This is a genomic window from Kitasatospora sp. NPDC005856 (assembly GCF_040629945.1).
Classification (GTDB): domain Bacteria; phylum Actinomycetota; class Actinomycetes; order Streptomycetales; family Streptomycetaceae; genus Kitasatospora.
Genome location: NZ_JBEXWT010000013.1, coordinates 103139 through 125098, shown reverse-complemented (window position 1 = coordinate 125098; position 21960 = coordinate 103139). Strand labels below are relative to the sequence as shown.

The following is a 21960-nucleotide window of genomic DNA, read 5'->3' as shown; positions in this document are numbered from 1 at the left end:
GTGCCCGCACCGTGACCAGCCTCGCCCTCGGCCCGTCCTGGCTCGATCCGACCACCCTGATCTCCACCTTCGGCCTGATCGGCATCCTGGCCATCGTCTTCGCCGAGTCCGGTCTGCTGATCGGCTTCTTCCTGCCGGGTGACTCACTGCTGTTCACCACCGGCCTGCTGGTGGCCGGCGGCACCTACCTGCACCAGCCGCTCTGGCTGGTCTGCGCGCTGATCGTGGTCGCCGCGGTGGCCGGGGACCAGGTCGGCTACCTCTTCGGCCGCAAGGTCGGCCCGAGCCTCTTCCGCCGTCCCGACTCGCGGGTCTTCAAGCAGGAGAACGTCGAGAAGGCCGCCGCTTTCTTCGACCGGCACGGTCCCAAGGCGATCGTGCTGGCCCGCTTCGTGCCGATCGTGCGCACCTTCACCCCGATCGTCGCCGGGGTGAGCAGGATGAACTACCGCGGCTTCGTGCTGTTCAACCTGGTCGGTGGCGTGCTGTGGGGCGGGGGCGTCACGGTGCTCGGCTACTTCCTGGGGCAGATCCCGTTCGTCCGGGACAACATCGAGGCCATCCTGGTCGGCATCGTGCTGGTCTCGGTGATCCCGGTGGCGATCGAGCTGCTGCGGGCGCGCCGCTCCGGCACGGCGCCCGCCACCCGCCACCGCGCCGGGTAGGCGTCCGTCGCCCCGGTCACGTGACGCCGCGTACATGTGCGTCCGGCTGTTCGATCAGGCAAGGTGTAACCCGAGATCGAGCGGTGGCCGGCGGCCACCAGGGGCGGCGAGGAGCGGAAGTGCCTAAGCGGGGCCGACCGGGTGCGGGCAAGCGGGCGAGGGGAGGCCGGGCGGTCCGACAGGCGCGGCAGACACCCCCGAAGCCGGTGCACCCCTCCGATGCCCCGCCCACCGAGGGCCTGCTCGGCCACCCCGCCCCGCCGGTCGAGCCCACCGCGGTCGTCCCGCTCGTCCCGGAGACCAGGGGCCTGCTGGCCCCCGAGCCCGAGCCCGAGCCGGTGCCCGAGCCGACGGCCCGCGCCGCGACCGGCCGGGCCTCGACCGGAGAAGCCGCGACCGCAGCGACCGCAGCGACCGGACGGGCCGAGGCCGAGCGCCCGGCCCGTCGCCGTTCGGTCGCCGAGGACACCCTCACCCCCGAGGAGTGGCGGGCGGCCGGCTACACCCCGCCCACCGGCATCCCGCTTTCGGACCTCACCGCCGGCGCCCCCGGCGAGGCGCCCTGGCCGGACCGGATGCGCACCCTGCTGCGCACGCCGATGTCCGAGCGGCCCGCCTTCGAGCGCACCGCCCGGGAGATGCACCCCTCCTCGTCCGTCACCCGCAACGTCCCGCGCATCCTCGACCTGACGCTGCGCATCGGCGAGCTGCTGCTGGCCAGCGGTGAGGCCGCCGAGGACGTCGAGGCGGCGATGCTCGGCATCGCGCACGCCTACCGGCTGGACCGCTGCGAGCCGCAGGTCACCTTCACCCTGATCGGCATCTCGTACCAGCCCTCGCTGGTCGAGCCACCGGTCACCGCCGACCGCGTGGTCCGCCGCCGCACCTCCGACTACACCCGGCTCGACGCGGTGTACGCGCTGGTCGCGGACATCACCGCGGAGAACGTGACGGTCAACGACGCCTACCGCCGGCTCGCGGTGATCCGCCGCAACCGGCACCCGTACCCGGCCTGGTTCCTCGCCCTGACCACCGGCCTGTTGGCCGGCGCGGCGACCTTCCTGGTCGGCGGGCGGATGGACGACAAGGCCTGGCTGGTGTTCGCGAGCGCCTTCGTCGCGGCCGTCCTCGGCGACCGGCTGGCCTCCGCGCTGGCCCGGCGCCGGCTGCCGGAGTTCTACCAGTTCGTGGCGGCCGCGATGCCGGCCGCCGCCTCCGGCATCATCCTGTCGCTCAACGACTGGGGCCTGCGCGGCTCGGTCGTGATCACCGGTGGCCTGTTCGCCCTGCTGCCCGGGCGCGCCCTGGTCGCCGCCGTGCAGGACGGCCTGACCGGCTTCTACATCACCGCCGCGGCCCGCCTGCTGGAAGTGATCTACCTGGTCGCGGGCATCGTGATCGGGGTGATGGTGATCCTCTACCTGGGGGTCGGCTTCGAGGCGAACCTGCGCCCGGACGAGAGCCTGGTGGGCGTCAGCTACCCGCCGGTCCAGATGGTCGCCGCGATGCTGCTGACCCTGGCGTTCGCGACGCTGCTCCAGACCGACCGGCGCACACTGGCCCTGGTCACCGTCAACAGTGGCATCGGCTGGGCCAGCTACGGCGCGCTGGTGTACAACGCGGGCGTCAACCCGATCGCGGCGACCGGCGTCGCGGCCGGACTGGTCGGCCTCTTCGGCCAGCTGATGGCGCGCTACCGCAACGGCTCGGCGCTGCCGTACGTGACCGCCGCGATCGGTCCGCTGATGCCCGGTTCGGCGCTCTACCTCGGGATGCTCGCCTTCGCCCAGGGGCACTCCAGCGCCGGCCTGGTGTCGGTCTTCCGGGCGGCGGCGATCGCGATGGCGCTGGCGGTCGGGGTCAACCTGGGCGGGGAGATCGCCCGGCTGTTCCTGAAGCTGCCGGTCGGCGCCGAGCGCCCGTCGCTCTACCCGGCCGTGCCGCGCCGGGCGGCCAAGCGCACCAGAGGGTTCTGACCGGGCGTCGGCCGGTGTTGGGGGCGATGTGGGCCCCGGGCCATGTCACGGCAGGCAGGACGCAGGACCAGGAACGAAGGTAAGACCCATGACGACACTGCTGGACGGCTACCGCGAGCACATCGTCGCCACGCACAAGCAACCGCTGTTCCTGCTGCTGGTCGGATTCATCACCTCCTTCGTCTTCATCCGCTTCAGCGTCCGGATGATCCGCGCCCAGGTGCGGTGGTGGCCGGGCAACGTGACGCCGGGCGGCCTGCACATCCACCACATGGTGTTCGGCCTGGGCTTCCTGCTGGTCGGCGGCATCGGGGTGTTCGCCACCTACGGCGGGCACCCGTGGATCGACGTGTTCGGCCTGGTCTTCGGCATCGGCTGCGGCCTGGTGCTGGACGAGTTCGCGCTGATCCTGCACCTGGACGACGTGTACTGGAGCGAACAGGGCCGCAAGTCGGTGGACGCGGTGATCTTCGGCATCCTGTTCACCTCCCTGCTGCTGGTCGGGTACGTGCCGCTCGGCGTGGTGCCCGGCGAGGAGACCAGGTGGGGCCTGATCACGATCATCTCGGTGAACTCGCTGGCCTCGGTGATCACCCTGATCAAGGGCAAGGTGTGGACCGGCCTGCTCGGGATCATGGTCCCCGGCCTGTCCTGGATCGGGGCGATCCGGCTGGCCCGCCCGAGCAGCCCGTGGGCCCGCTGGCGGTACGCCACGCGCCCCCGCCGCCGGGCGCGTGCGCTGCGGCGCGAGCGCCTGCTGCACCGGCGCGCGGACCGGGCCCGCACCTGGCTCTTCGACCTGATCGCCGGGGCCCCCGACAAGGTGCCCGCCAACCACCCGGCCGCGCACCGGGTGGCCGAGCGGATGGCCGCCCGGGCCACCGCCCACCTCGACGCGCACGCCGCCCGGGCGCTGGCCCGCCGTCAGGCCCGGCTGGCCGACCGCCGCTCGGCGGCCGCCGCCGGGACGGCCGGGCGGGCCGGCGGCGCGGCGGACCCGGCGCCCGGGTCGGCCGGGGCCGGGCCGGACCGCTCCCGCCTGGCACGGCAGCGCCGCCGTACCGTCCGGGCCGGGCGCAGCCGGGCCGTCGCCGTCGGCCCGACCGGGCTGGAGCGCCGGCCCGAACGGCACCACCGGCTGCGGACGCACACCCGTCGGATCGGCCGGTAGTCCGCCGGCCTGTTCGGCCTGTTCGGCCTGTTCGGCCTGTTCGGCCTGTTCGGCCTGTCCGGCCTGTCCGGCCCGTTCGGCTGGTCCGGTCGTTCGGCCCGTTCGGCCCGTTCGGCGAAGGCCCGGAGCCGAGATTCGGTCGGATCATCCGATCGTCACCCGACCGGCGGACCACAATCCAGGTGTGAAGGCCGCCGGAATTGAGAACATGAGCGTCATGTGACCGTTCTGTCACGTGATGGGATGATTCATCGGATCACCGCCGACCCCGGGGCTGCCGTCCGCCCGTACGCCGCGCGCCGTCCGACGCCGTCCCCTCCGGACCCGTCAGAAGGGATGTCGCGTGGCGCGCAGGATCCTGCCGACCCTCCTGTTGTCCCTCACCGCCCTGCTCGGGCTGCTCCCCGCCGCCCAGGCCGCCCCGGCAGACCCGGAACCGACGGCCGGCCTGGCCGTGGGCGAGGACCCGTACCCGACCACCGAGGAGATCGACCGGGCCCGGGCCGAGGCCGAGGCCAAGGCCTCCGCGACCGCTGCCCTGGAGGCCGCGCTCACCGCCGCCCGGGCCGAGCTGGACCGCGCCGGCCGCGTCGCCGAACAGGCCGTCGAGGCCTACAACGGCGCCCAGCTCGCCCTCACCCGGGCCCGCGCCGAGGAGGCCGCCGCCGCGCGGCGCGCCGCCGTCGCCGAGACCGAGCGGGCGGTTGCGGCCGAGGACGCGGCCCGGCTCGCGGCCGAGACGTACCGGCAGGGCGCCGGCGCCGAACTGTCCGCCCTCAACTCCCTGCTCGGCGCCCGCGGCGCGCGCGAGGCGGGCGACCGGGCCGCCGCGGTCACCCAGGCCAGCGAGCGCACCCGGCAGGTCCTGGACGCCGCCACCTCCACCGCGGCCGCCGCCCGCAGTGCCTCCGCCGCCGCCCGGGCCGCCACCGAGGCCGCCGGGAAGGCCGCCGTCGAGGTCGGCGCGGCCAGGGCCAGGGCGGAACAGCGGCTGGCCGCCCAGCAGGACCAGGTGGCCGCCACCGGGCGGCGCCGGGAGCAACTGCTCGCCGAGCTGGCCGCCGCCCGGGACACCACCGTCGAGCTGGAGCGCCTGCGCCGCGAGGCCCTGGAGGAGATCGCCGCCCGCGAGGCCGAGGCCGCCGCCCGCGCCGCCGCCGAGCAGGCCGCCCGGGAAGCGGAGGCCGCGGCGGCAGCGGCGGCCGCCACCACCAGGGCCCACCCCGCGCCGCCCCCCGCGCGCCCGTGGTCCGCCGAGGGCGCGGCCGCCGCCGTCGCCTTCGCCAAGTCCAAGATCGGCCTGCCCTACGTCTGGGGCGGCGAGGGCCCGGGCGGCTACGACTGCTCGGGGCTGACGATGATGGCCTGGCGCGAGGGCGGCCGGCAGCTCAACCACTTCGCCGCCGACCAGTACGCCCAGAGCACCCGGATCGGCTACCGCCAGCTGCGCCCCGGCGACCTGGTCTTCTGGACGGACACCGGGCGCGCCGCCGACATCTTCCACGTCGGGCTCTACATCGGCGACGACCAGATGATCGAGGCCCCGCGGGCCGGCATGCCGGTCAAGCAGGCCAGCCTCTGGATCATGGGAACCCCGGACTTCTACGCCAGGCCCTGACCCCCGGGCCGACGGGCGCCGGTCAGTGCCTCGACGGTGGCGACCGGTACCACCCCCTCGGCGGCGGCCGCGAGGGCCGGGCCGAGCGTGACCAGGGCGTCCCCCTGGAGCCGGGGCGGCGCGAGGGACTCGGCACCGGGGGTGTCCGGCAGGCCGAGCCGCTCGGCGATCCGCCAGGCGGTGGCCCGGAGGACGCGGTCGCCGAGCAGCCGGATCCGCAGCGTCCGCACCCGGTCGAGCGCCCGCGCGGCCTCCCGCTCCGTCAGCTCGCCGCGGCGGGCCGCCCCGTGGAGCAGCGACAGCAGCTGCGAGCGCGGCAGGGTCGGGGCCGGCAGCCGGTGCCCGTCGGAGGCCGTGCCCCCGTCCCGGACCAGCAGGAGGGCGACCTCCGGAGCGATCACGTACCTGGCCACGGGCGGCCGCCTCCTCGGAACGCGGGGAACGCCGACCAGTCGACTCCCGAGGGCGTCGCCCACGGTGGACGCCACGACAGCCGCCGCTCCGGCGGGCTACCGGCCGGTGACGGCGGCCAGCGCCCTGCGGCCGTCGAGCAGCCGCACGACGGTCCAGCCCCAGAGCGCGGCGAGCGGGAGCGACACCAGGAAGACGGCGAACGCGCCGCCGATCCGGCCGATCATCTCGGAGTCGCAGGCCTCGGCCATGTGGAAGCCGGTCGGCTCGTAGAAGGCCGGGGAGCCGCACAGCCCGTTGCCCGGGGCGAAGACCAGCCAGAGCGCCCAGAGCCAGCCGGCGACGGTCAGCCCGCCGACCAGCTTCGCCACCAGCGCCCGGCTCTCGTACTCCTTCAGCCGGCGGACGTACTCGTCCTCCATGGTTCCCCCCGCAGCGGATCGTCCGTACCTGAACCGGCCCGAGGATGCCAGGTCCGGCCGCCCGGGCGCCACTGTCGGAGGGGTGCGCTAGCGTGACCGCGGACCGGCACTGAGGAGGCGCCATGCGACTGCGGAACGTTCGGGCGGGGGACGTCGAGGCGTACGTCCGGATGCGCTGTGACCCGGTGATGATGGCCGAACTGGGCGGCCCGCTGCCCCGGGAGCGGGTGGAGCGCCGGCTGCGCACGGACCTGGCCCTGGTGGCCGCGGACACCGCCTGGATCAGGATGATCGTGCCGGACGGCGCGGAGGACGACGAGGCGGCGGGCGTCGTCACGCTCTGGTCCGACGAGGAGGACGGCGAGACCGTCTCCGAGATCGGCTGGATGGTGCTGCCCGAGCACCAGGGCCGCGGCCTCGCCAAGGCGGCCGTCCGCCGGGTGCTGGACGCGGCCGCCGAGGACGGCCGCTGGGGCGAGGTGCACGCCAGCCCGGGGACCACCAACGGACCGTCCAACGGGATCTGCCGGGCGCTCGGCTTCCGGCTGCTCGGCGAGCGGGACCTGGACTTCTCGGACCGCGTCCTGCGCACCAACCACTGGGTGGTGGTGCCGGGCGAGCACCTCGGATCGGGCACGGAATAAATCGGATGCCGCCTCCGGAGGCCCGCCGTACGGTGACCCCATGGGCAACAGCATCGATCACACGGCCGTCGACAACGTGAGCGGGCTGGAGGTCCGGGCCGTCTCGGTGGACGAGGTGGCGGAGTGGAACCGGGCGCTCAACTTCGGCTTCCTGCGCCCCCACGTGGACGTCGCGGAGGACCTGCGCCGCCGGCAGTGGGAGCCGGGCCGGATGCTGGCCGGCTTCGACGGCGAGCGCCAGATCGCCACCTTCCGCAGCTTCGACACCGAACTGACCGTCCCCGGCGGGTCCGTCGTCCGGGCCGACGCCGTCACCAACGTCACGGTCAGTGCCACCCACCGCCGCCGCGGCCTGCTCAGCGCGATGATGCGCCGGGACCTCGCGGCCGCGGCCGAGCGCGGCTGCGCGGTCGCCGTCCTGATGGCCGCCGAGTACAACATCTACGGCCGGTTCGGCTTCGGTCCGGCCACCCACGGCAGCGGCTGGAAGATCGAGCTGCGCCGCACCCGCGGTCTGCGCGACGGCCTGCCGGGCGTCCCCGGCGGCCGGATCGACTTCGTGACCATGGCGGAGCTGCGCGAGCTGGGAGCGGACCTGTACGAGCGCTGGCGGCGCACCCAGCCGGGCGCGATCGAGCGCGACGGGCTGTGGTGGGAGCGCACCAGCGGCGAAGTCCGGACGCCCGGCGACGAATTCAAGGAGCCGTTCGCGGCCGTCCACCGGGACGCCGCCGGCACGGTCACCGGCCTGGTGCTCTACCGGATCGACCCCAAGTGGGACGGCGCCTACCCCGACGGCACGCTCTCCGTGGACGAGTTCATCGCCCTCGACCTGCCCACCGCCGTCGAACTCTGGCGCCTGGTGCTGTCGGTGGACTGGATGGCCCGGGTCGAGGTGCGCAACCTCGGCCCGGACGACCCGCTGCCGCTGCTGCTCCAGGACCCTCGCGCGGCCACCCCGCACGAGGACAACGGAGACCTCGTCTGGGTGCGGGTGCTGGACGTCGAGGCCGCGTTCGGCGCCCGGAGCTACGGCGCCCCCGGCCGGGTGGTGCTGGAGGTCGACGACAGGCTGGGCTACGCCTCCGGCCGCTGGGCGCTGGAGGCGGCCGAGGACGGCACCGGCCGCTGCACCCGTACCACCGACCCCGCCGACCTGGCGCTCGGCGCCTCGGAGTTGGGCTCGCTCCACCTGGGCGCGCAGACGGCGTCGAGGCTGGCCGGGGCCGCCCTGCTCACCGAACTGCGCCCGGGTGCGGCGGCCGCCGCCGACCTGCTGCTGCGCACCCCGGTGCGGGCCTGGACGCCGACGGAGTTCTGAGCGCGCTCCCACGACGGAGGCCGGCCCGTTCGCGGGCCGGCCTCCGTCGTCGTCATCGCGGGTGTCGCGGGCGCTACTTGACCGCCGTCTTGCCGATGGTGGGCAGGATGAAGTCCTGGATCAGGCCCTTGGCGTCGCGGACGATCGGCCGGAACACCCGGTAGCGGGACAGGTTGATCACCCGGGCCGCCATGGGGGTGGACCGGCGGACGAACTCCCGCGTCCGCTCGGTGTCCTCGGTCCGGTCGAAGACCCAGTAGAGGACCACGATCATCAGGTACAGCCAGAGCACGTCGGGCAGCAGCTCGACCAGCTCGGCGTCCAGCTTCGGCGCCAGTTCCGAGCCCTGCAGCACGTCGCGGAAGAGTTCCACGGCGGTCGCCCGGGCCGGGTGGGACTCGTTGGAGAACGGGCTCAGGGAACTGGTCGGGTCGGCGGCCGTGCGGAAGAACTGCGCGGCGAACTCGTGGTACGGGGCGGCCGTGTCGAGCCAGGAGGTCAGCGCGATCTCCAGGCGCTCGGCGAAGTCCCGCGTACCGGCCATGCGGTTCCTGGCGTCCGCCGCGTGGTCGTAGGTCATCCGGTCGTAGAACCCCTGGATCAGGAATTCCTTCGCCGAGAAGTAGTAGTACGCGTTGCCCACCGAGACGCCGGCCTCGGTGGCGATCGCGCGCATGGTGGTCTTCTCGTAGCCCCGTTCCTGGAACAGCCGCATGGCCGTTTCCAGGATCAGTGCCCGGGTCGCCTCACTCTTGTCGGTCTTCGGCTGTGCCCGGCCGCCGGGCAGGGGCCCGCCCTCCGGCCCGGGCCCGCCCTCCGGCCCGGGCACGGCCGGAGCCCCGGCCGTGCCGTTCTCGCCGTCCGTTCGCTTCGTCGCTGCCAGGTCGTCCACGGGCACGAGCCTAGCCGGAGACGACGTTCCATCCAGTGTCGGTGTTCGTGTCACCGGATGCCCCCTCCGCATCCGGTACCACGATGACCCCCCAGATTTCGAACGCGTTCAAAAGCTGGGCAGTACTGTAGCCGTATCGGTTGAACATGTTCAACTCCATCTCTCTGTGGGAGGCTGGTCGCATGATCAGCCCAGGGCAGACCCTCATCCGGCGCGGCGGAGTGCAGGACGCCGACGCCGTCGCCGAACTGCACGCCCACAGCTGGCGCACCACCTACCGGGGGATCGTCCCGGAGGAGGGACTGGGCGACGGGATGGCCGCCCAGCGACGCGAGCTGTGGAGACTGCGCCTGGACCTCGACTGCGTCGACTACGGGGAGCCGGAGAACACCCCCGAGCTCCTGGTCGCCGAACGGGCGGGTGCGGTGGTCGGATTCGTCTACCTCGTCCCGCAGCCGGACGGCGGGGTGCTGATCGACAACCTGCACGTCCGCCCCGGCCTGAACGGCGGCGGCATCGGTCGCGAGCTGCTGACCGCGGCGCGCGCCCACGTCGCCGAGCGGCACCCCGGGGCCGGACTCTCCCTGGAGGTGCTGCGGGACAACACCCGCGCGATCGCCTTCTACGAGCGCGAGGGTGCCGAGCGGGTCCGGGCGCAGGAGGGCGAGTTCCCCGGTGGATTCCTGCTGCCCGAGTACGTGTACGCCTGGCCGGCCGCGCGGGTGGCGGTCGGGTCCGGCCGGGCGGAGCCGACGGATCGGTAGGAGCCGACCGGTGGGGACCGGTCGGTGGACGTGGATCGGTGGGGACCGGTCGGTGGAACCGGTCGGTGACAGTGGACCGGTGGCCGTGGAAGACGTGCGGAGGCGGACCGGTCAGTCGACGTCGTAGACGGTCACCGGTATGCCCCGGGCCGTCAGCCGGGCGGTGACCAGCGGCTCGACCCGCTCCCAGCGCCCGCCCGCCAGGCCGCAGCCGATCCGCGGCATGTGGACGGAGGCGCCGAGCCGGAGCGCGTGCCCGCCGAGCGCGGCCAGCCCGGTGTCGATCGCCTCGTACCGCACCGGCACCCCGGTGGAGCGCCCCGTGCGGATACCGCGCTGGCCGACCAGGTTGGCCACCCAGACGTACGGACCGACCGGCACCAGCTGGACGGCGCCCAGGCCGAAGTCGTTCTTCGCCCGCTCCCGGTGCCAGCGTCGGTACGCGGCCTCGGGTTCGGGCCAGCGTCTGGAGAGCGCGAGCACGAAGCCCTTGCCCCAGCCGCCGAGATCGTTGCAGACGTGCGCGATCACCTTCACGCCCTTGCCCTGGGGCGTGGTGGCATCGCCTCGGACGTAGGTGATTTCCCCCATGCCTCGACGTTAGAGGGTGGGACTGACAATCGGCTCGGCATTTTCCGGCGCCCCGCCCTGTGTCCGGCCCTGGGCCCCGCCCCTCGCCCCGTCCTGGGCCGAGCCTTGGGTCGAGCGCGCCGGCAGGTGCCGCCGCCCCGCCAGCGCGATCAGCAGCGCGAGCCCGGCGGCCACGGCGGGCAGGGCGTAGCCGGTGCCCGGAGCGGTCCGCTCGGCGACCGTCCCGGCGAGCGCCGCCCCGGCCGAGATGCCGACCACGATGCCGGACACCGCCATCGCCATGCCCTCGTTGAACTGCCTCTGCGGCAGCAGCTCCTGGACCAGCGTCATCCCGGTCACCATGGTCGGCGCGGTGGCGGTGCCGGCCGCGAACAGCGCCACGCCGAGCAGCCCGAGACCGGCCCCGCCCAGTCCGGCGGCGAGCGGCAGCAGCAGCACCGAGGCCATCGCGGTGACGCCGAGCAGGAACCGGGTGCCCGGTGCCCGGCGCGGGGTCAGCAGCCCGAACAGCAGCCCCGCGACGCAGGAGCCGGCCGCGACCAGGGCCAGCAGCAGTCCGGCCGAGGCCTTGTGGCCGAGCGCGTCGGCGTACGCCACGGTGGTGATCTCGGTCGCGCCGAAGACCATGCCGGTCGCCAGGAAGGTCAGCACCAGCACCCGCAGCCCGGGCACCCGCAGCGGGGAGCCGTGCCGCGGGCCGGCCGGCTCCCGTCCCTGCGCCGCGGCGGCGGGCAGCGGGGGTTCGGTGCGCCGCTGGGCGGCGAACAGCAGGGCGCCGGTGGTGCCGAGGGCACCGGCGGTGATCAGTCCGGCCTCCGGGGCGAGCGTGGTGCAGAGCAGCATGGCGAGCACCGGGCCGGCCATGAAGCAGAGTTCGTCCAGGGCCTGCTCCAGGGAGTTGGCCAGGTGCCGGGCGGCCGGGTCGTCCCGGTACAGGTGCGCCCAGCGGGAGCGGGCCATGCCGCCGAGGTTGGGTGCCGCCGAGCAGGCCGCGGAGCAGAGGAGGAGCGCCCAGTCGGGCGCGCCGAGCCGGACGCAGAGCAGCAGCCCGGTCAGCGGAACGGCGTTGTACAGCGCGGCCGGTACCGTCACCCTCGCCTGTCCGTACCGGTCCACCAGCCGTCCGATCAGCGGCATCCCGACCGCGCCCGCGACCAGTCCGACCGCCGACACCGCTCCGGCCAGCCCGTACGAGCCGCGCCGCTCGGAGAGCAGCACCACCAGGGCGACGCCGTTCATCGACAGCGCCAGCCGGCCGAGCAGCCCGGCGAGGGTGAAGGCGGCGGCGCCGGGGGCCGAGAACAGCCGCCGGTAGGAGGCGAGGAAGGCGCGCGAGGGCATCGGGCTCCTGTGAGCAGGGGGAAGGGGGGTGCTCACAGCCTGGCGCCGGGGGCGGGCGGCCGTCCAACACCTGTTTCGCCGCACTCACAACACGCTGTTGTTAATCTGCCGCCCATGCCCCGTGACCTGCACCCCCGTCTGCTCCGCGGCTTCGTCGCGACCGCCGAGACCCTGCACTTCGGCCGGGCCGCCGAGCGGTTGCACATCGCCCAGCAGGCGCTCAGCCGGGACGTCCGGACCCTGGAGGGGCTGCTCGGCGACGCGCTGTTCACCCGCACCACCCGCAGCGTCGAACTCACCCCGGCCGGGCGGGGGTTGCTGCCGCGGGCGCGCCGGTTCCTGGCCCTGCACGACGAGATCCTCGCCGAGGCCGCCGGCGGATCCGGGGCCACCGTCCGGCCGCTGCTGGTCGATCTCAACAGCGACGTCACGGGCCCGGACCTCACCGCCGACCGGGTGCTCGAACGGGCCCGCGCCGCCTGGCCGGAGGGCGACCTGCTGGCCCGCTTCCACGGCGGACTGGCCGCGGCGGCCGTCGAACTGCTGGCCCACCGGCTGGACGCCTCGTTCGGCCGCTTCGCCGGGCTGCCCACCGCGGTGCGCGGTCAACTCGTCCAGCTGCCGGTGCGGTTGGAGCGGATCTCGGTGATGATGGCGGACACCCATCCGCTGGCGGACCGCTCCGCCCTGCGGCCGGCCGACCTGGCCGGGCACCCCGTCGACGTCTGCGCGGGCAACCCGGCCACCACCGAGTGGGCCGACCTCGGGACCAGGCTGCTGCGGGAGCACGGCCTGACGGCGGCCGCGCCGTACGTGCCGCCGGTGGGTGTGGACGAGACCGCCCGCTACCTCGCCCGGCACGGCGATCCGATGCTGACCACGGTCGGCGGCCCGCGGATCCCGGGGACGGTGAACGTGCCGCTGGTGGAACCGGTGCCGCTGAGCCTGGTCAGCCTGGTGCACCGGCCCGGCGAGCGTCACCCGGGGCTGCGGGCGCTGGCCGCCGCGGCCGGTGCGCTCGGTGCCGCCGGGGGCTGGCTGCGTCGCCCGCCGGGCGGTTGGCTGCCCCCGGCGGACGCGGCGCTGCTGCCGCGGGGGTAGGGCGAAGCCGCCGGCCGGGCGCGGAACGGGGGAGCCGCCGGCCGGCGGCGGAACGGGGGAGCCTCCGGTCGGCGGCGGTACGGGGGGAACCGCTTCGGGGCGGTTGAAGACCGCCCCTGCCCCGGGGGGAAGGGCAGGGGCGGTGCTCGTGGGCGAGGCCGGCTCAGGCCGCCTTGACGGCGGAGATGTCGAAGCTGAGCTTGACCTTCTCGCCGATCAGCACGCCGCCGGTCTCCAGCGCGGCGTTGTAGGTCAGGCCGAACTCGGTGCGGTCGACGACGGCCTTGCCCTCGAAGCCGACCCGGTCGGCGCCGTACGCGTCGGTGGCGCTGCCGGTGTACTCCAGGTCCAGCACGACCGGGCGGGTGGTGCCCTTGATGGTGAGGTCGCCGGTCATCCGGTACGAGTCGCCGTGGACCAGCTGCGCGGAGGTGCTGCGGAAGCGGATCTCCGGGTGGGTGTCGACGGCGAAGAAGTCGCCGGTGCGCAGGTGCTCGTCGCGCTGGGCCTGGTTGGTGTCGACGCTCGCGACCTTGATCACCAGCTCGGCCGAGGAGTTGCCGGGGTGGGTGCCGTCCAGGTGCAGCTTGCCGTCGTACTCGGTGAAGCGCCCCTTGACGTTGGTGACCATCGCGTGGCGGACCGAGAAGCCGATCTCGCTGTGGGTGCTGTCGACGGCCCAGTCGCCGGTCAGGTGGGCGAGGTCCGGGCCGGCCGGGGTCCGGACGGCGGCCGCGGTGGGGGCGGTGACGGTCTTGGTGCGGTTGAACAGGCCCATGGCTTCCTCCTTGGTTCGAAGCCGGTTGTTTAGGCTTCAACTTGTTGGCTCCACTGTAGGACAACTTCGTTCAACTTTCAACCATGGCTCCCCGGGGTCCTCCGGACGTCTCGGTCGACCCACCTGTCGGCCCTCCCGGATAGGCTGCGAAGGACGGTCCCACCCCGCCCGGAAGGCCCCCGATGTTCGTCCTGCACGCGCTCTGGCGGGCGGACGGGCACCTGGCGCTCTGGGCCGAGGACGCCCGCGCCCACCCCGGCGCCGTCGAACCACACCCCGACCGGCCCGCCCCGCGCGCCCACCCCTACGCCTGCCCGGCCGGGGAGCTGTCCGCCGTGCTCGGCGGCATCGGCCCGGGCCTCGGCTGGCTCGCCGGGCAGGCCCCCGAGCGCTGGGCCACCCTGCTGCTGCCCACCGTCGGCACCGTCCCCGCGCCCTCGCCCGACCTGCCGGTCACCCCGCCGCGAGGCGGCGCCGTGCTCGCCCCCTGGCGGGTGCCGGCCCTGATCTTCGGGGCCGGGGCCGCCGCCCAGCTGCTCGGGGAGGTCTTCGACCCGGCCTGGGCCGTCACCAGCAGCGAGCTGCCCGGTGCCGGGCGGGTGGAGGTGGTCCACGGCCCCTCGCTGCGCTGGCTCACCGGGGTGCACGACGTCGCCTGGCGGACGGTCGGGCGCGGCCGGGTCCAGCCGCTGCCCGTGACCGGCGCCGACGGCCGCCCGCAGGCCCGGTGGCGGCCCGACCTCACCCCGGCCGGGCGCCGGGAGGCCGCCGCCCTGGCCGCGGGCTGCCCGCCCGTCCTGCTGGGGGAGTGGCCGCACGGCGCCGACGACGGCGAGGCGCTGCTGGACGCCGCCCTGGGAGCCCTGGTGGACGCCGAGGCCCGGGCCGCGCTGGCGGACACCCCACCCCTCCTCCCGGCCGGGGACGGGGCCGGATCGGAGGAGGCCGTCGCCGAACGCTGGCTGCGCGCCCTCACCGCCCCCGACGCCGGCTTCGACGGCTCCCCGCCCGAGGAGCTCGCCGAACTGCGCCGCCGGCTCGGCGCCTGGTACGCCGCCGCCGAGCCCGTCGACCCCGCGCTGCGGCTCTGCTTCCGCCTGGTCGAGCCGCTCGGCCCCGACCCGGACGACGCCGAGGGCCGCCCCTCCGACGACGCCTGGCGGCTGGAGTTCCTGCTCCAGGCCGTGGACGAGCCCTCCCTACTGGTCCGCGCCGCCGACCTGCACGAGGGCGGCGCCGCCCACGCCGCGCTCGCCCGCAAGGCCGCCGACCCGGTCGACGTCCTGGTGGCCGAACTCGCCCGCGCCGCCCACCGCTGGCCCGCCCTGGACGGGCTGCGCCACCGCTCCCGCCCGTCCGCCCTGCCGCTCGACCGGGCCGGCGCGCTCGACTTCCTGCGCACCGCCGCGCCCGTCCTCGCCGAGGGCGGTTTCGGGGTGCTGCTGCCCGCCTGGTGGCGCCGCCGCCCCCGGCTCGGGCTCGCCCTGCGCGCCACCACCCCGCCCGCGCCCGGCTCGCTCGCGGTCACCGCCCAGGTGGACCGGGACGCCGTGGTCGCGTTCCGCTGGCAGGCCGCGCTCGGCCCGGAAGGGGATCCGCTCACCGAGCGGGAACTGGCCGAACTCGCCGCCGCCAAGGAGGGGTTGGTCCGGGTGCGCGGCACCTGGCTGGAGGCCGACCCGGACCAGATCGCCGCCGCGCTCGCCTTCCTCGCCGACCGCCGCGACGGCGTGCTCGCCGCCGGCGAGCTGCTGCGGCTCGCCCTCGACCCGGAGGCGACGGTCGCCGGGCTGCCGGTCACCTCGGTGCGCGCCGACGGCCCGCTCGGCGAGCTGCTCGCCGGGCAGGCCGGCGCCGCCCCCGCCCCGGAGCTGCCGGCGGACTTCCGGGCCGTGCTGCGCCCGTACCAGGAACGCGGGCTGGCCTGGCTGCGGACCATGTCCGGGCTCGGCCTCGGCGCCGTGCTGGCCGACGACATGGGCCTCGGCAAGACCGTCCAGACGCTCGCCCTGCTCGCCTCCGAGAAGGCGGAGGCGGCGGAGCAGACGGAGGGGGCGGAGAGCGGCCCCACCCTGCTGGTCTGCCCGATGTCCCTGGTCGGCAACTGGCAGCGCGAGGCCGAGCGCTTCGCCCCCGGCCTGCGGCGGTACGTCCACCACGGCGCCGGCCGCCTCGACGCGGAGCGGCTCGCCGCCGCCGTCAGCGGCGTGGACCTCGTCATCACCACCTACGGGCTGGTCCAGCGCGACCTCGCCGCCCTGCGCGCGATCCGCTGGCGCCGGGTGGTCGCCGACGAGGCCCAGCACGTCAAGAACACCGGCACCGCGCAGTCCCGGGCGATCCGCGCGCTGCCCGTCACCCGGCACCGGATCGCGCTCACCGGCACTCCGGTGGAGAACCGGCTCTCCGAACTGCACGCCGTCCTGGACTTCGCCAACCCGGGCCTGCTCGGCCCGGCCGAGCGCTTCAAGGAGCGCTACGCGATCCCGGTCGAGCTGCACCGCAGTCCCGAGCGCACCGCCGAACTCCGCCGCCGCACCGCCCCGTTCGTGCTCCGCCGGGTCAAGTCCGACCCGGCGGTGGCGGCCGAGCTGCCCGCCAAGCAGGAGATGACCGTCTGGTGCAGTCTCACCGCCGAGCAGGCCGGTCTCTACCAGGCCGTGGTCGCCGACCTGCTGCGCCGGGTCGAGGGCATCCGGGGCGTGGAGCGGCGCGGCACGGTGCTCGCCGCGATCGGCAAGCTCAAGCAGGTCTGCAACCACCCGGCCCAACTGCTGCACGACGGTTCGGCGGTGGGCGGACGCTCGGGCAAGGTCGCCCGGCTGGCCGAACTGCTGGAGGAGGCCCTGGCGGAGGGGGACCGCACGCTGGTCTTCACCCAGTACGCCGAGTTCGGCGCGATGCTCCGCCCGTACCTGCGGCGCCGGCTCGGCGAGGAGGTGCTCTACCTGCACGGCGGCCTGCCCCGGGCGCGCCGCGAGGAACTGGTCGAGCGCTTCCAGTCCCCGGACGGGCCGCGGGTGTTCCTGCTCTCGCTGCGGGCCGGCGGCACCGGCCTCAACCTGACCGCCGCCAACCAGGTGATCCACCTGGACCGTTGGTGGAACCCGGCGGTCGAGGAGCAGGCCACCGACCGGGCCTTCCGGATCGGCCAGCGCCGGGACGTCCAGGTCCGCCGGCTGGTCTGCGTCGGCACCGTCGAGGAGCGGATCGACGAACTCCTCGCCGCCAAACGCTCGTTGGCCGAGACGGTGGTGGGGGAGGGGGAGCGCTGGCTCACCGACCTGCCGGTCGAGGCGCTGCGCGAGCTGGTCGCCCTCACCCGGGAGGACGCCGTGGCCGAGGAGGACGCGTGACCGACGAACCGAAACCGCCCGTGGTCAACGTCGCCGCCTACTGGCGCGGCGAGTTCACCCTGCGCCCCGCGCCGGCCGAGCAGGAGGACGGCCCGGACGAGCCCTCGCTGCGCCGCCTCGGCCGCGCCGGCATCACCGTGCGCGGCCGCGACCTCGCCGCCGTGCTCGCCCCCGCCTACGAGGCCTTCCGGGGCTGAGCGCGGCGGCTACCGTGCGGTAGCGTCGCACGGGTGAGCGACACCCACGACGTGCCGCCGGCCGACGCCCGGCTGGCCGACTTCGAGCAGCACCGGCGGATGGTCTTCGGCATCGCCTACCGGATGCTCGGCAGCGTCGCCGACGCCGAGGACCTGGTCCAGGACACCTGGCTGCGCTGGAGCGGCGTCACCGGCCCGGTCGCCAGCCCCGGCGGCTTCCTGGCCCGTACGGTCACCAACCTCGCGCTCAACAAGCTGGACTCGGCCGCCGTCCGCCGCGAGTCCTACGTCGGCCCCTGGCTGCCCGAGCCGCTGGTCACCGAGCCGGACGCGCCCGACGGCGTCGAGCGGGCCGAGACCGTCTCGCTGGCCCTGCTGGTGGTGCTGGAGAGCCTGTCCCCGTTGGAACGGGCGGTGTTCGTGCTCAAGGAGGCCTTCGGATTCTCCTACCAGGAGATCGCCGAGGCCCTGGACCGCACCGAGGCCGCCTGCCGTCAGGTCGGCAGCCGGGCCCGGGCGCACGTGCGCGCCCGCCGGCCCCGCTACGACGCCCCGCCCGAGCTGCGCCGCCGCGCCACCGACGAGTTCCTGGCGGCCTGCGTCGGCGGCGACCTCAACCGGATGCTCGAGCTGCTCGCCCCCGACGTGACCGGCTGGACGGACGGTGGCGGGGTGATCCGCGCCGCGCTGCGGCCGCTCGTCGGCGCCGAGAACGTCGCCCGCTTCGTCCTCGGGGTGCTGCAGAAGCTCGGCGAGGGGGCCGGCGCCCGTCCGGTGCTGGTCAACGGCGAGGCCGGTCTGATGATCACCATGGACGGAGCCGTCGACTCCGTCTCGGTGTTCGAATTCGCCGAACAGCCCGACGGCACCGTGCGGATCGCCGAGATCCGCAGCGTCCGCAACCCGCAGAAGCTGGCGCACCTCGGCCGCCCTGCCTCCGACGGCGACGGCCGCGACGGCCGCGACGAAGACGGCGACGGCCGGGCCGACCGGGCTTGACCCTCGACCAGGTCGAGCCCGCAGAGTCACCGGCATGGAGAGCGAGCTGCACAGCATCGGCGAACTGGCCCGCGCCAGCGGCCTGGGCGTCGGCACCCTGCGCTACTACGACGGCGCCGGGGTGCTCACCCCTGCCTGGGTCGATCCGCGCACCGGCTACCGCTGGTACCGGCCCGGCCAGCTCGCCGACGCCCGGCTGCTGGCCCGGCTGCGCCGGGTCGGCCTGCCGCTGACGGCCATCCGCGCCGTGCTCGGCGCCGCCCCCGGCAGCGGGCAGGCCCGGCAGGTGCTCGACGCGCACCTGCGCCGTCTCGAGGACGGCCTCGCCGACGCCCGCCGCGAGCTCTCCCTGATCCAGGCGATGATCGACCAGAGGGAGCAGCCGATGACCACCACCCCCGCCGGGCTCCGGCTCACCGTCCCGGCCGAAGGGCTCGCGGCCGCCCTGGACGCGGTCCGCTTCGCGGTCGGCGCGGACCCGGAGCTGCCCGCGCTCGCCGGCGTGCTCTTCGAGCCCGACGGCCCGGTGCTGCGCCTGGTCGCCACCGACCGCTACCGGATGGCCCTCGCCGAGGTGCCGGCCACCGGCGGCGCGCCCGAGCGGCCGGTGGCCGGCACGGTCGTCCCGACCGCGCTGGTGGACGCACTGCGCGCGCTTCTCGGCGCGGGCGCGGCGGAGGTCGCGCTCACCCTCGGGGACGGAACGCTGCGGGTCGAGGCGGGGGAGCACCGGATCGAGGGTGCCGCGCCGGCCTTCGACTACCCCGACCACCGGGCCGTCACCCGGCTCGAACCGGAGCACCGGATCAGCCTCCCCGCCGCCGAACTGCGGGCGGCCGTGGCGGCCGGTGCCACCCGCACCCTGCCCTCCGGCCCGGACGGCGCCGACTGCGAAGTCACCGTGCTGACCCTGACCGGCGACGGCCGCCTGGCCGTCGCCGAGGACCCGGCCCCCGAGGGCTACCGACTGGCCGTCAACCGGGACTTCCTGCTCGAAGCCCTCGACGCGGGGCTGCCCGGACAGCTGCTCCTCGAACTCGGCGGCCCGATCGCCCCGCTGGCCGTCCGCTCGCCCGGTCGTTCGGGCACCTTCTCGGTCCTGATGCCGATCCGGCTGCCCGAGGCGAACTGACCGGCCGGCCCCGCCGGGCCTCTGGAAGGATCACCGCATGAGCCCGCAGCCCGATGCCACCACCCCCGGCGCCCTCGCCCCCGACGCCCTCGTCCCTTCGGAGCGCGCCTCCGCGGAACAGGGCCCCGCGGAGCACGTCTCCGTGGTCCACGTCCCGGCCCCCGGCGGCGGCCGGCTGTGGGCGGAGCGCCGGGGCGCCGGCAGCCCGGTGGTGCTGCTGCACGGCTCCGGCATGGACTCCCGGCTGTGGGACGCCGTCGTTCCGGCGCTCTCCCGCCACCACGACGTGATCCGCTACGACGCCCGCGGCCTCGGCCGCTCCGGCACGCCGGAGCAGGCCTTCGACGACCTCGCGGACCTGGGCGCCGTACTGGACCACTTCGGCCTGCCCGGCGCCGCGCTGGTCGGCCTGAGCATGGGTGGGGAGACCGCGCTGGACTTCGCCCTCGCCCACCCCGACCGAGTGGCCTCGCTCGCCCTGATCGGCGCCTCGGTCAGCGGCCACGACTGGCCGCCGTCCCCGGAGACCACCGCCTACGCCGAGGCCCGGCGCCGTGGCGACGCGGCCGCGCTGGCGGAGCTGGAGCTCTCGGTCTGGGCCGCCCTGGGGCGCGGCGCACCGGGCGGCGAGCTGATCGCGACGATGGTCGAGGAGAACGCGGCCCGCCGGATCGTCAGCGAGCACCACCTCGCCGGCGCCCCGGCCCGGGCGGCCGAGCCGCTCCTCGCCACCGTCACCGCGCCCACCCTGGTCGTCCACGGCGACCGCGACCACCCGGAGATCGCGGCCATCGCCCGGCGACTCGCCGAGGACATCCCCGGGGCCCGCGGCCACCTCGTCCCGGACGCCGACCACTACCTCCCGCTGCGCACCCCCGAACGGCTCATCGAGCTCCTCCTCGACCATCTGGCCTGACCACCCGGCCTGACCATCCGGTCCGCCGGGCCCCCGGCCGGGCCCCGACGGTGCGCGCGTTTGCTGCCGCTAGCACCCTGCTTGCATTTGCAAGCGGGGTGTTGCAGGCTGTCCGCATGGCCTCACTGAACGTCGGCTCGCTGGGCGAGTACATCCGCGAGCAGCGCCGCAACGCCCAGTACTCGCTGCGGCAGCTGGCGGAGGCCGCCGGCGTGTCCAACCCGTACCTCAGCCAGATCGAGCGCGGGCTGCGCAAGCCGAGCGCGGAGATCCTCCAGCAGATCGCCAAGGCGCTGCGGATCTCGGCGGAGACGCTGTACGTCCAGGCCGGGATCCTGGAGGAGCGGCGGGGCGAGGGCCTGGAACTGCGGGCCTCGATCCTGGCCGATCCGCTGATCAACGAGCAGCAGAAGCAGGCGCTGCTCGCGGTCTACGACGCCTTCCTCAAGGAGAACGCCGCATCGGCTTCCACCCCGTCGGCCGACGGCCCAGCCACCCAGAACACCCACCGGGAGGACCGGTAACCATGCCCATCACCGACGAGATCAAGAAGACCCTCAGCGACCCGACCCCGCTGTACGCCCTGGCCGGCGCCGGGGACCTCGCGTACGAGAAGCTGCGCGAGGTGCCGGGCCGGGTCGAGGCGCTGGCGGCGGACCGCAAGGGTGCGCAGGAGAAGGCCGCCGCCACCTTCCAGGAGGCGCAGTCGCTGCTGACCGGGGCGCAGGCCAAGGTCACCGAGACGGTCACCACCCTGCCGACGGACATCAAGGCCCTGCAGGAGCGGGCCCAGGGCTTCGCGCTGCAGCAGGTGGCCCGCGCGGTCGAGCTGGCGGTGAAGGCCAAGGAGACGTACGACGAGCTGGCCGAGCGCGGCAAGGTCGTGGTGGACAAGGCCCGTCCGGGCGCCTCGGACGAGGCCGAGTCGTCCGAGCCGGCCGCGGAACCGGTCGAGCTGACCGCGGAACCGTCCGAGCCGACCGCGGAACCGGTCGAGGCCGAGCCCGCCCCGAGGAAGTCCGCCCGGGCCCGCAAGGGCGCCGCCGACGCGGCGGAGTGACGTGGCGCCCCCGGGGGCGCAGCAGGTGACCGTGGGACGTTGACCCCGTCGCGGACGGTCGTCGTGCCAGGATGGACGGCGGGCGCAGTGCCGGAGCCGAGAGCAGAGGAGATCGAAATGGTCGGAGTGTTGCAGATTCTGGCCTTTTCCTATCTGAACCCGATCTGGTGGGCGACCATCGCCATCCTCGCCTACAAGCTGTTCGCCCTGGCCGACGCGGCCACCCGCCGGGAGGACGCCTACCGGGCGGCCGACAAGAAGACCAAGGGCTTCTGGGTGGCGATCCTGGCGATCTCCTTCGGCTGGGACCTCCTGTTCGGGGTGAACTTCTTCACCGGCATCGGCACCCTGGCCGGTCTGGTCGCGTCGATCGTCTACGTGGTGGACGTCCGCCCGGCGATCCGCGCGCTGACCGGTGGTGGTGGCGGCCGGGGCGGTCGGAGCAACACCGGTCCGTACGGGCCCTGGTAGCCACGTCGGCGGACAACGCGGCGGCCCGGGCGGGGAGTTCACCCGCCCGGGCCGCCGCATGTCCGGCCGCGTGTCCGGCCGCGTGTCCGGCCGTGCGTCCGGCCGTGCGTCGGGCTGCTCGGCCGCTGCCGGTC

At 75.1% G+C, this 21960-nt stretch carries 22 protein-coding genes; 16 read left to right on the top strand and 6 right to left on the bottom strand.

Annotated elements, in window-relative coordinates:
* Nucleotides 1-11: 11 nt before the first annotated feature.
* From ABZ449_RS11175 to ABZ449_RS11160, 4 genes are all read left to right on the top strand, one after another.
* Nucleotides 12-665: a VTT domain-containing protein gene (locus tag ABZ449_RS11175; RefSeq protein WP_360343743.1), complete on the top strand. Its 654-nt coding sequence runs from the start codon at nt 12-14 to the stop codon at nt 663-665.
* Nucleotides 666-871: 206 nt separating this feature from the next.
* A complete protein-coding gene (locus ABZ449_RS11170) occupies nt 872-2641 on the top strand; it encodes a threonine/serine exporter family protein (protein WP_360343740.1) in 1770 nt (589 codons plus the stop codon).
* An 88-nt stretch (nt 2642-2729) separates the two neighbouring features.
* Nucleotides 2730-3812 carry a hypothetical protein gene (locus ABZ449_RS11165; protein WP_360343737.1) on the top strand — a complete coding sequence of 361 codons (1083 nt, stop codon included), beginning with the start codon at nt 2730-2732 and terminating at the stop codon, nt 3810-3812.
* A 343-nt stretch (nt 3813-4155) separates the two neighbouring features.
* Nucleotides 4156-5430: a C40 family peptidase gene (locus ABZ449_RS11160; RefSeq protein ID WP_360343734.1), complete on the top strand. Its 1275-nt coding sequence runs from the start codon at nt 4156-4158 to the stop codon at nt 5428-5430.
* Here ABZ449_RS11160 and ABZ449_RS11155 read toward each other — a convergent pair.
* Both ABZ449_RS11155 and ABZ449_RS11150 read right to left on the bottom strand, forming a co-directional pair.
* Nucleotides 5415-5843: a hypothetical protein gene (locus ABZ449_RS11155; protein ID WP_360343731.1), complete on the bottom strand. Its 429-nt coding sequence runs from the start codon at nt 5841-5843 to the stop codon at nt 5415-5417. The genes ABZ449_RS11160 and ABZ449_RS11155 overlap by 16 nt on opposite strands.
* A 96-nt stretch (nt 5844-5939) precedes the next feature.
* Nucleotides 5940-6263: a hypothetical protein gene (locus ABZ449_RS11150; protein ID WP_360343729.1), complete on the bottom strand. Its 324-nt coding sequence runs from the start codon at nt 6261-6263 to the stop codon at nt 5940-5942.
* A gap of 122 nt (nt 6264-6385) precedes the next feature.
* On the opposite strand from ABZ449_RS11150, the gene ABZ449_RS11145 reads away from it, so the two are divergent.
* Together ABZ449_RS11145 and ABZ449_RS11140 are read left to right on the top strand one after the other, a co-directional pair.
* Nucleotides 6386-6907: a GNAT family N-acetyltransferase gene (locus ABZ449_RS11145; protein ID WP_360343726.1), complete on the top strand. Its 522-nt coding sequence runs from the start codon at nt 6386-6388 to the stop codon at nt 6905-6907.
* Between the two features lie 40 nt (nt 6908-6947).
* Nucleotides 6948-8228, top strand: a complete 1281-nt coding sequence (locus ABZ449_RS11140; protein ID WP_360343723.1) for a GNAT family N-acetyltransferase — start codon at nt 6948-6950, stop codon at nt 8226-8228.
* A 73-nt stretch (nt 8229-8301) separates the two neighbouring features.
* Here ABZ449_RS11140 and ABZ449_RS11135 read toward each other — a convergent pair whose 3' ends face one another.
* Entirely contained in the window at nt 8302-9120 is an 819-nt protein-coding gene (locus ABZ449_RS11135) for a TetR family transcriptional regulator (RefSeq protein WP_360343720.1), read from the bottom strand.
* A 182-nt stretch (nt 9121-9302) separates the two neighbouring features.
* On the opposite strand from ABZ449_RS11135, the gene ABZ449_RS11130 reads away from it, so the two are divergent.
* Nucleotides 9303-9884: an N-acetyltransferase gene (locus tag ABZ449_RS11130; RefSeq protein ID WP_360343717.1), complete on the top strand. Its 582-nt coding sequence runs from the start codon at nt 9303-9305 to the stop codon at nt 9882-9884.
* Nucleotides 9885-9995: 111 nt separating this feature from the next.
* Here ABZ449_RS11130 and ABZ449_RS11125 read toward each other — a convergent pair whose 3' ends face one another.
* Together ABZ449_RS11125 and ABZ449_RS11120 are read right to left on the bottom strand one after the other, a co-directional pair.
* Complete coding sequence (locus ABZ449_RS11125; RefSeq protein WP_360343714.1) at nt 9996-10475, bottom strand: macro domain-containing protein; 480 nt, start codon at nt 10473-10475, stop codon at nt 9996-9998.
* Nucleotides 10476-10484: 9 nt separating this feature from the next.
* Nucleotides 10485-11816 (bottom strand): MFS transporter, encoded by a 1332-nt coding sequence (locus ABZ449_RS11120; RefSeq protein ID WP_360343711.1) that lies wholly within the window; start codon nt 11814-11816, stop codon nt 10485-10487.
* Nucleotides 11817-11930: 114 nt separating this feature from the next.
* Between ABZ449_RS11120 and ABZ449_RS11115 the strand changes: the two genes are divergently transcribed.
* Nucleotides 11931-12917 (top strand): LysR family transcriptional regulator, encoded by a 987-nt coding sequence (locus tag ABZ449_RS11115; protein ID WP_360343708.1) that lies wholly within the window; start codon nt 11931-11933, stop codon nt 12915-12917.
* 163 nt (nt 12918-13080) lie between these two features.
* Here ABZ449_RS11115 and ABZ449_RS11110 read toward each other — a convergent pair whose 3' ends face one another.
* Nucleotides 13081-13695: a YceI family protein gene (locus ABZ449_RS11110; RefSeq protein WP_360343705.1), complete on the bottom strand. Its 615-nt coding sequence runs from the start codon at nt 13693-13695 to the stop codon at nt 13081-13083.
* Between the two features lie 182 nt (nt 13696-13877).
* Here ABZ449_RS11110 and ABZ449_RS11105 point away from each other — a divergent pair, with 182 nt between their 5' ends.
* The 8 genes from ABZ449_RS11105 (at nt 13878) to ABZ449_RS11070 (ending at nt 21826) form a co-directional block, all read left to right on the top strand.
* The gene (locus ABZ449_RS11105; RefSeq protein ID WP_360343702.1) at nt 13878-17051 is read left to right on the top strand and encodes an SNF2-related protein; all 3174 of its coding nucleotides are present in this window, start codon (nt 13878-13880) and stop codon (nt 17049-17051) included.
* Nucleotides 17048-17248, top strand: coding sequence for a hypothetical protein (locus tag ABZ449_RS11100; RefSeq protein WP_360343699.1), 201 nt, complete (start codon nt 17048-17050; stop codon nt 17246-17248). The genes ABZ449_RS11105 and ABZ449_RS11100 overlap by 4 nt, the downstream gene beginning before the upstream one ends.
* A gap of 33 nt (nt 17249-17281) precedes the next feature.
* Nucleotides 17282-18247, top strand: a complete 966-nt coding sequence (locus tag ABZ449_RS11095) for an RNA polymerase sigma-70 factor (protein ID WP_360343696.1) — start codon at nt 17282-17284, stop codon at nt 18245-18247.
* Between the two features lie 34 nt (nt 18248-18281).
* Complete coding sequence (locus ABZ449_RS11090; RefSeq protein ID WP_360343693.1) at nt 18282-19379, top strand: MerR family transcriptional regulator; 1098 nt, start codon at nt 18282-18284, stop codon at nt 19377-19379.
* Between the two features lie 37 nt (nt 19380-19416).
* The gene (locus tag ABZ449_RS11085) at nt 19417-20295 is read left to right on the top strand and encodes an alpha/beta fold hydrolase (protein ID WP_360343690.1); all 879 of its coding nucleotides are present in this window, start codon (nt 19417-19419) and stop codon (nt 20293-20295) included.
* A gap of 116 nt (nt 20296-20411) precedes the next feature.
* Nucleotides 20412-20819 (top strand): helix-turn-helix transcriptional regulator, encoded by a 408-nt coding sequence (locus ABZ449_RS11080; RefSeq protein ID WP_360343687.1) that lies wholly within the window; start codon nt 20412-20414, stop codon nt 20817-20819.
* Between the two features lie 2 nt (nt 20820-20821).
* Nucleotides 20822-21355, top strand: coding sequence for a hypothetical protein (locus ABZ449_RS11075; RefSeq protein WP_360343684.1), 534 nt, complete (start codon nt 20822-20824; stop codon nt 21353-21355).
* A gap of 117 nt (nt 21356-21472) precedes the next feature.
* On the top strand, nt 21473-21826 hold the full coding sequence (locus ABZ449_RS11070) for a DUF2516 family protein (protein ID WP_360343682.1): 354 nt from the start codon (nt 21473-21475) through the stop codon (nt 21824-21826).
* Nucleotides 21827-21960: the final 134 nt, after the last annotated feature.

What these genes read in the sequence shown, in the direction of transcription:
- ABZ449_RS11150 (WP_360343729.1), bottom strand. Translation starts at nt 6,263, where the DNA reads ATGGAGGACGAGTACGTCCGCCGGCTGAAGGAGTACGAGAGCCGGGCG.
- ABZ449_RS11145 (WP_360343726.1), top strand. Translation starts at nt 6,386, where the DNA reads ATGCGACTGCGGAACGTTCGGGCGGGGGACGTCGAGGCGTACGTCCGG.
- ABZ449_RS11115 (WP_360343708.1), top strand. Translation starts at nt 11,931, where the DNA reads ATGCCCCGTGACCTGCACCCCCGTCTGCTCCGCGGCTTCGTCGCGACC.
- ABZ449_RS11075 (WP_360343684.1), top strand. Translation starts at nt 20,822, where the DNA reads ATGCCCATCACCGACGAGATCAAGAAGACCCTCAGCGACCCGACCCCG.
- ABZ449_RS11085 (WP_360343690.1), top strand. Translation starts at nt 19,417, where the DNA reads ATGAGCCCGCAGCCCGATGCCACCACCCCCGGCGCCCTCGCCCCCGAC.
- ABZ449_RS11120 (WP_360343711.1), bottom strand. Translation starts at nt 11,816, where the DNA reads ATGCCCTCGCGCGCCTTCCTCGCCTCCTACCGGCGGCTGTTCTCGGCC.
- ABZ449_RS11130 (WP_360343717.1), top strand. Translation starts at nt 9,303, where the DNA reads ATGATCAGCCCAGGGCAGACCCTCATCCGGCGCGGCGGAGTGCAGGAC.
- ABZ449_RS11080 (WP_360343687.1), top strand. Translation starts at nt 20,412, where the DNA reads ATGGCCTCACTGAACGTCGGCTCGCTGGGCGAGTACATCCGCGAGCAG.
- ABZ449_RS11125 (WP_360343714.1), bottom strand. Translation starts at nt 10,475, where the DNA reads ATGGGGGAAATCACCTACGTCCGAGGCGATGCCACCACGCCCCAGGGC.
- ABZ449_RS11105 (WP_360343702.1), top strand. Translation starts at nt 13,878, where the DNA reads ATGTTCGTCCTGCACGCGCTCTGGCGGGCGGACGGGCACCTGGCGCTC.
- ABZ449_RS11070 (WP_360343682.1), top strand. Translation starts at nt 21,473, where the DNA reads ATGGTCGGAGTGTTGCAGATTCTGGCCTTTTCCTATCTGAACCCGATC.
- ABZ449_RS11140 (WP_360343723.1), top strand. Translation starts at nt 6,948, where the DNA reads ATGGGCAACAGCATCGATCACACGGCCGTCGACAACGTGAGCGGGCTG.
- ABZ449_RS11110 (WP_360343705.1), bottom strand. Translation starts at nt 13,695, where the DNA reads ATGGGCCTGTTCAACCGCACCAAGACCGTCACCGCCCCCACCGCGGCC.
- ABZ449_RS11090 (WP_360343693.1), top strand. Translation starts at nt 18,282, where the DNA reads ATGGAGAGCGAGCTGCACAGCATCGGCGAACTGGCCCGCGCCAGCGGC.
- ABZ449_RS11165 (WP_360343737.1), top strand. Translation starts at nt 2,730, where the DNA reads ATGACGACACTGCTGGACGGCTACCGCGAGCACATCGTCGCCACGCAC.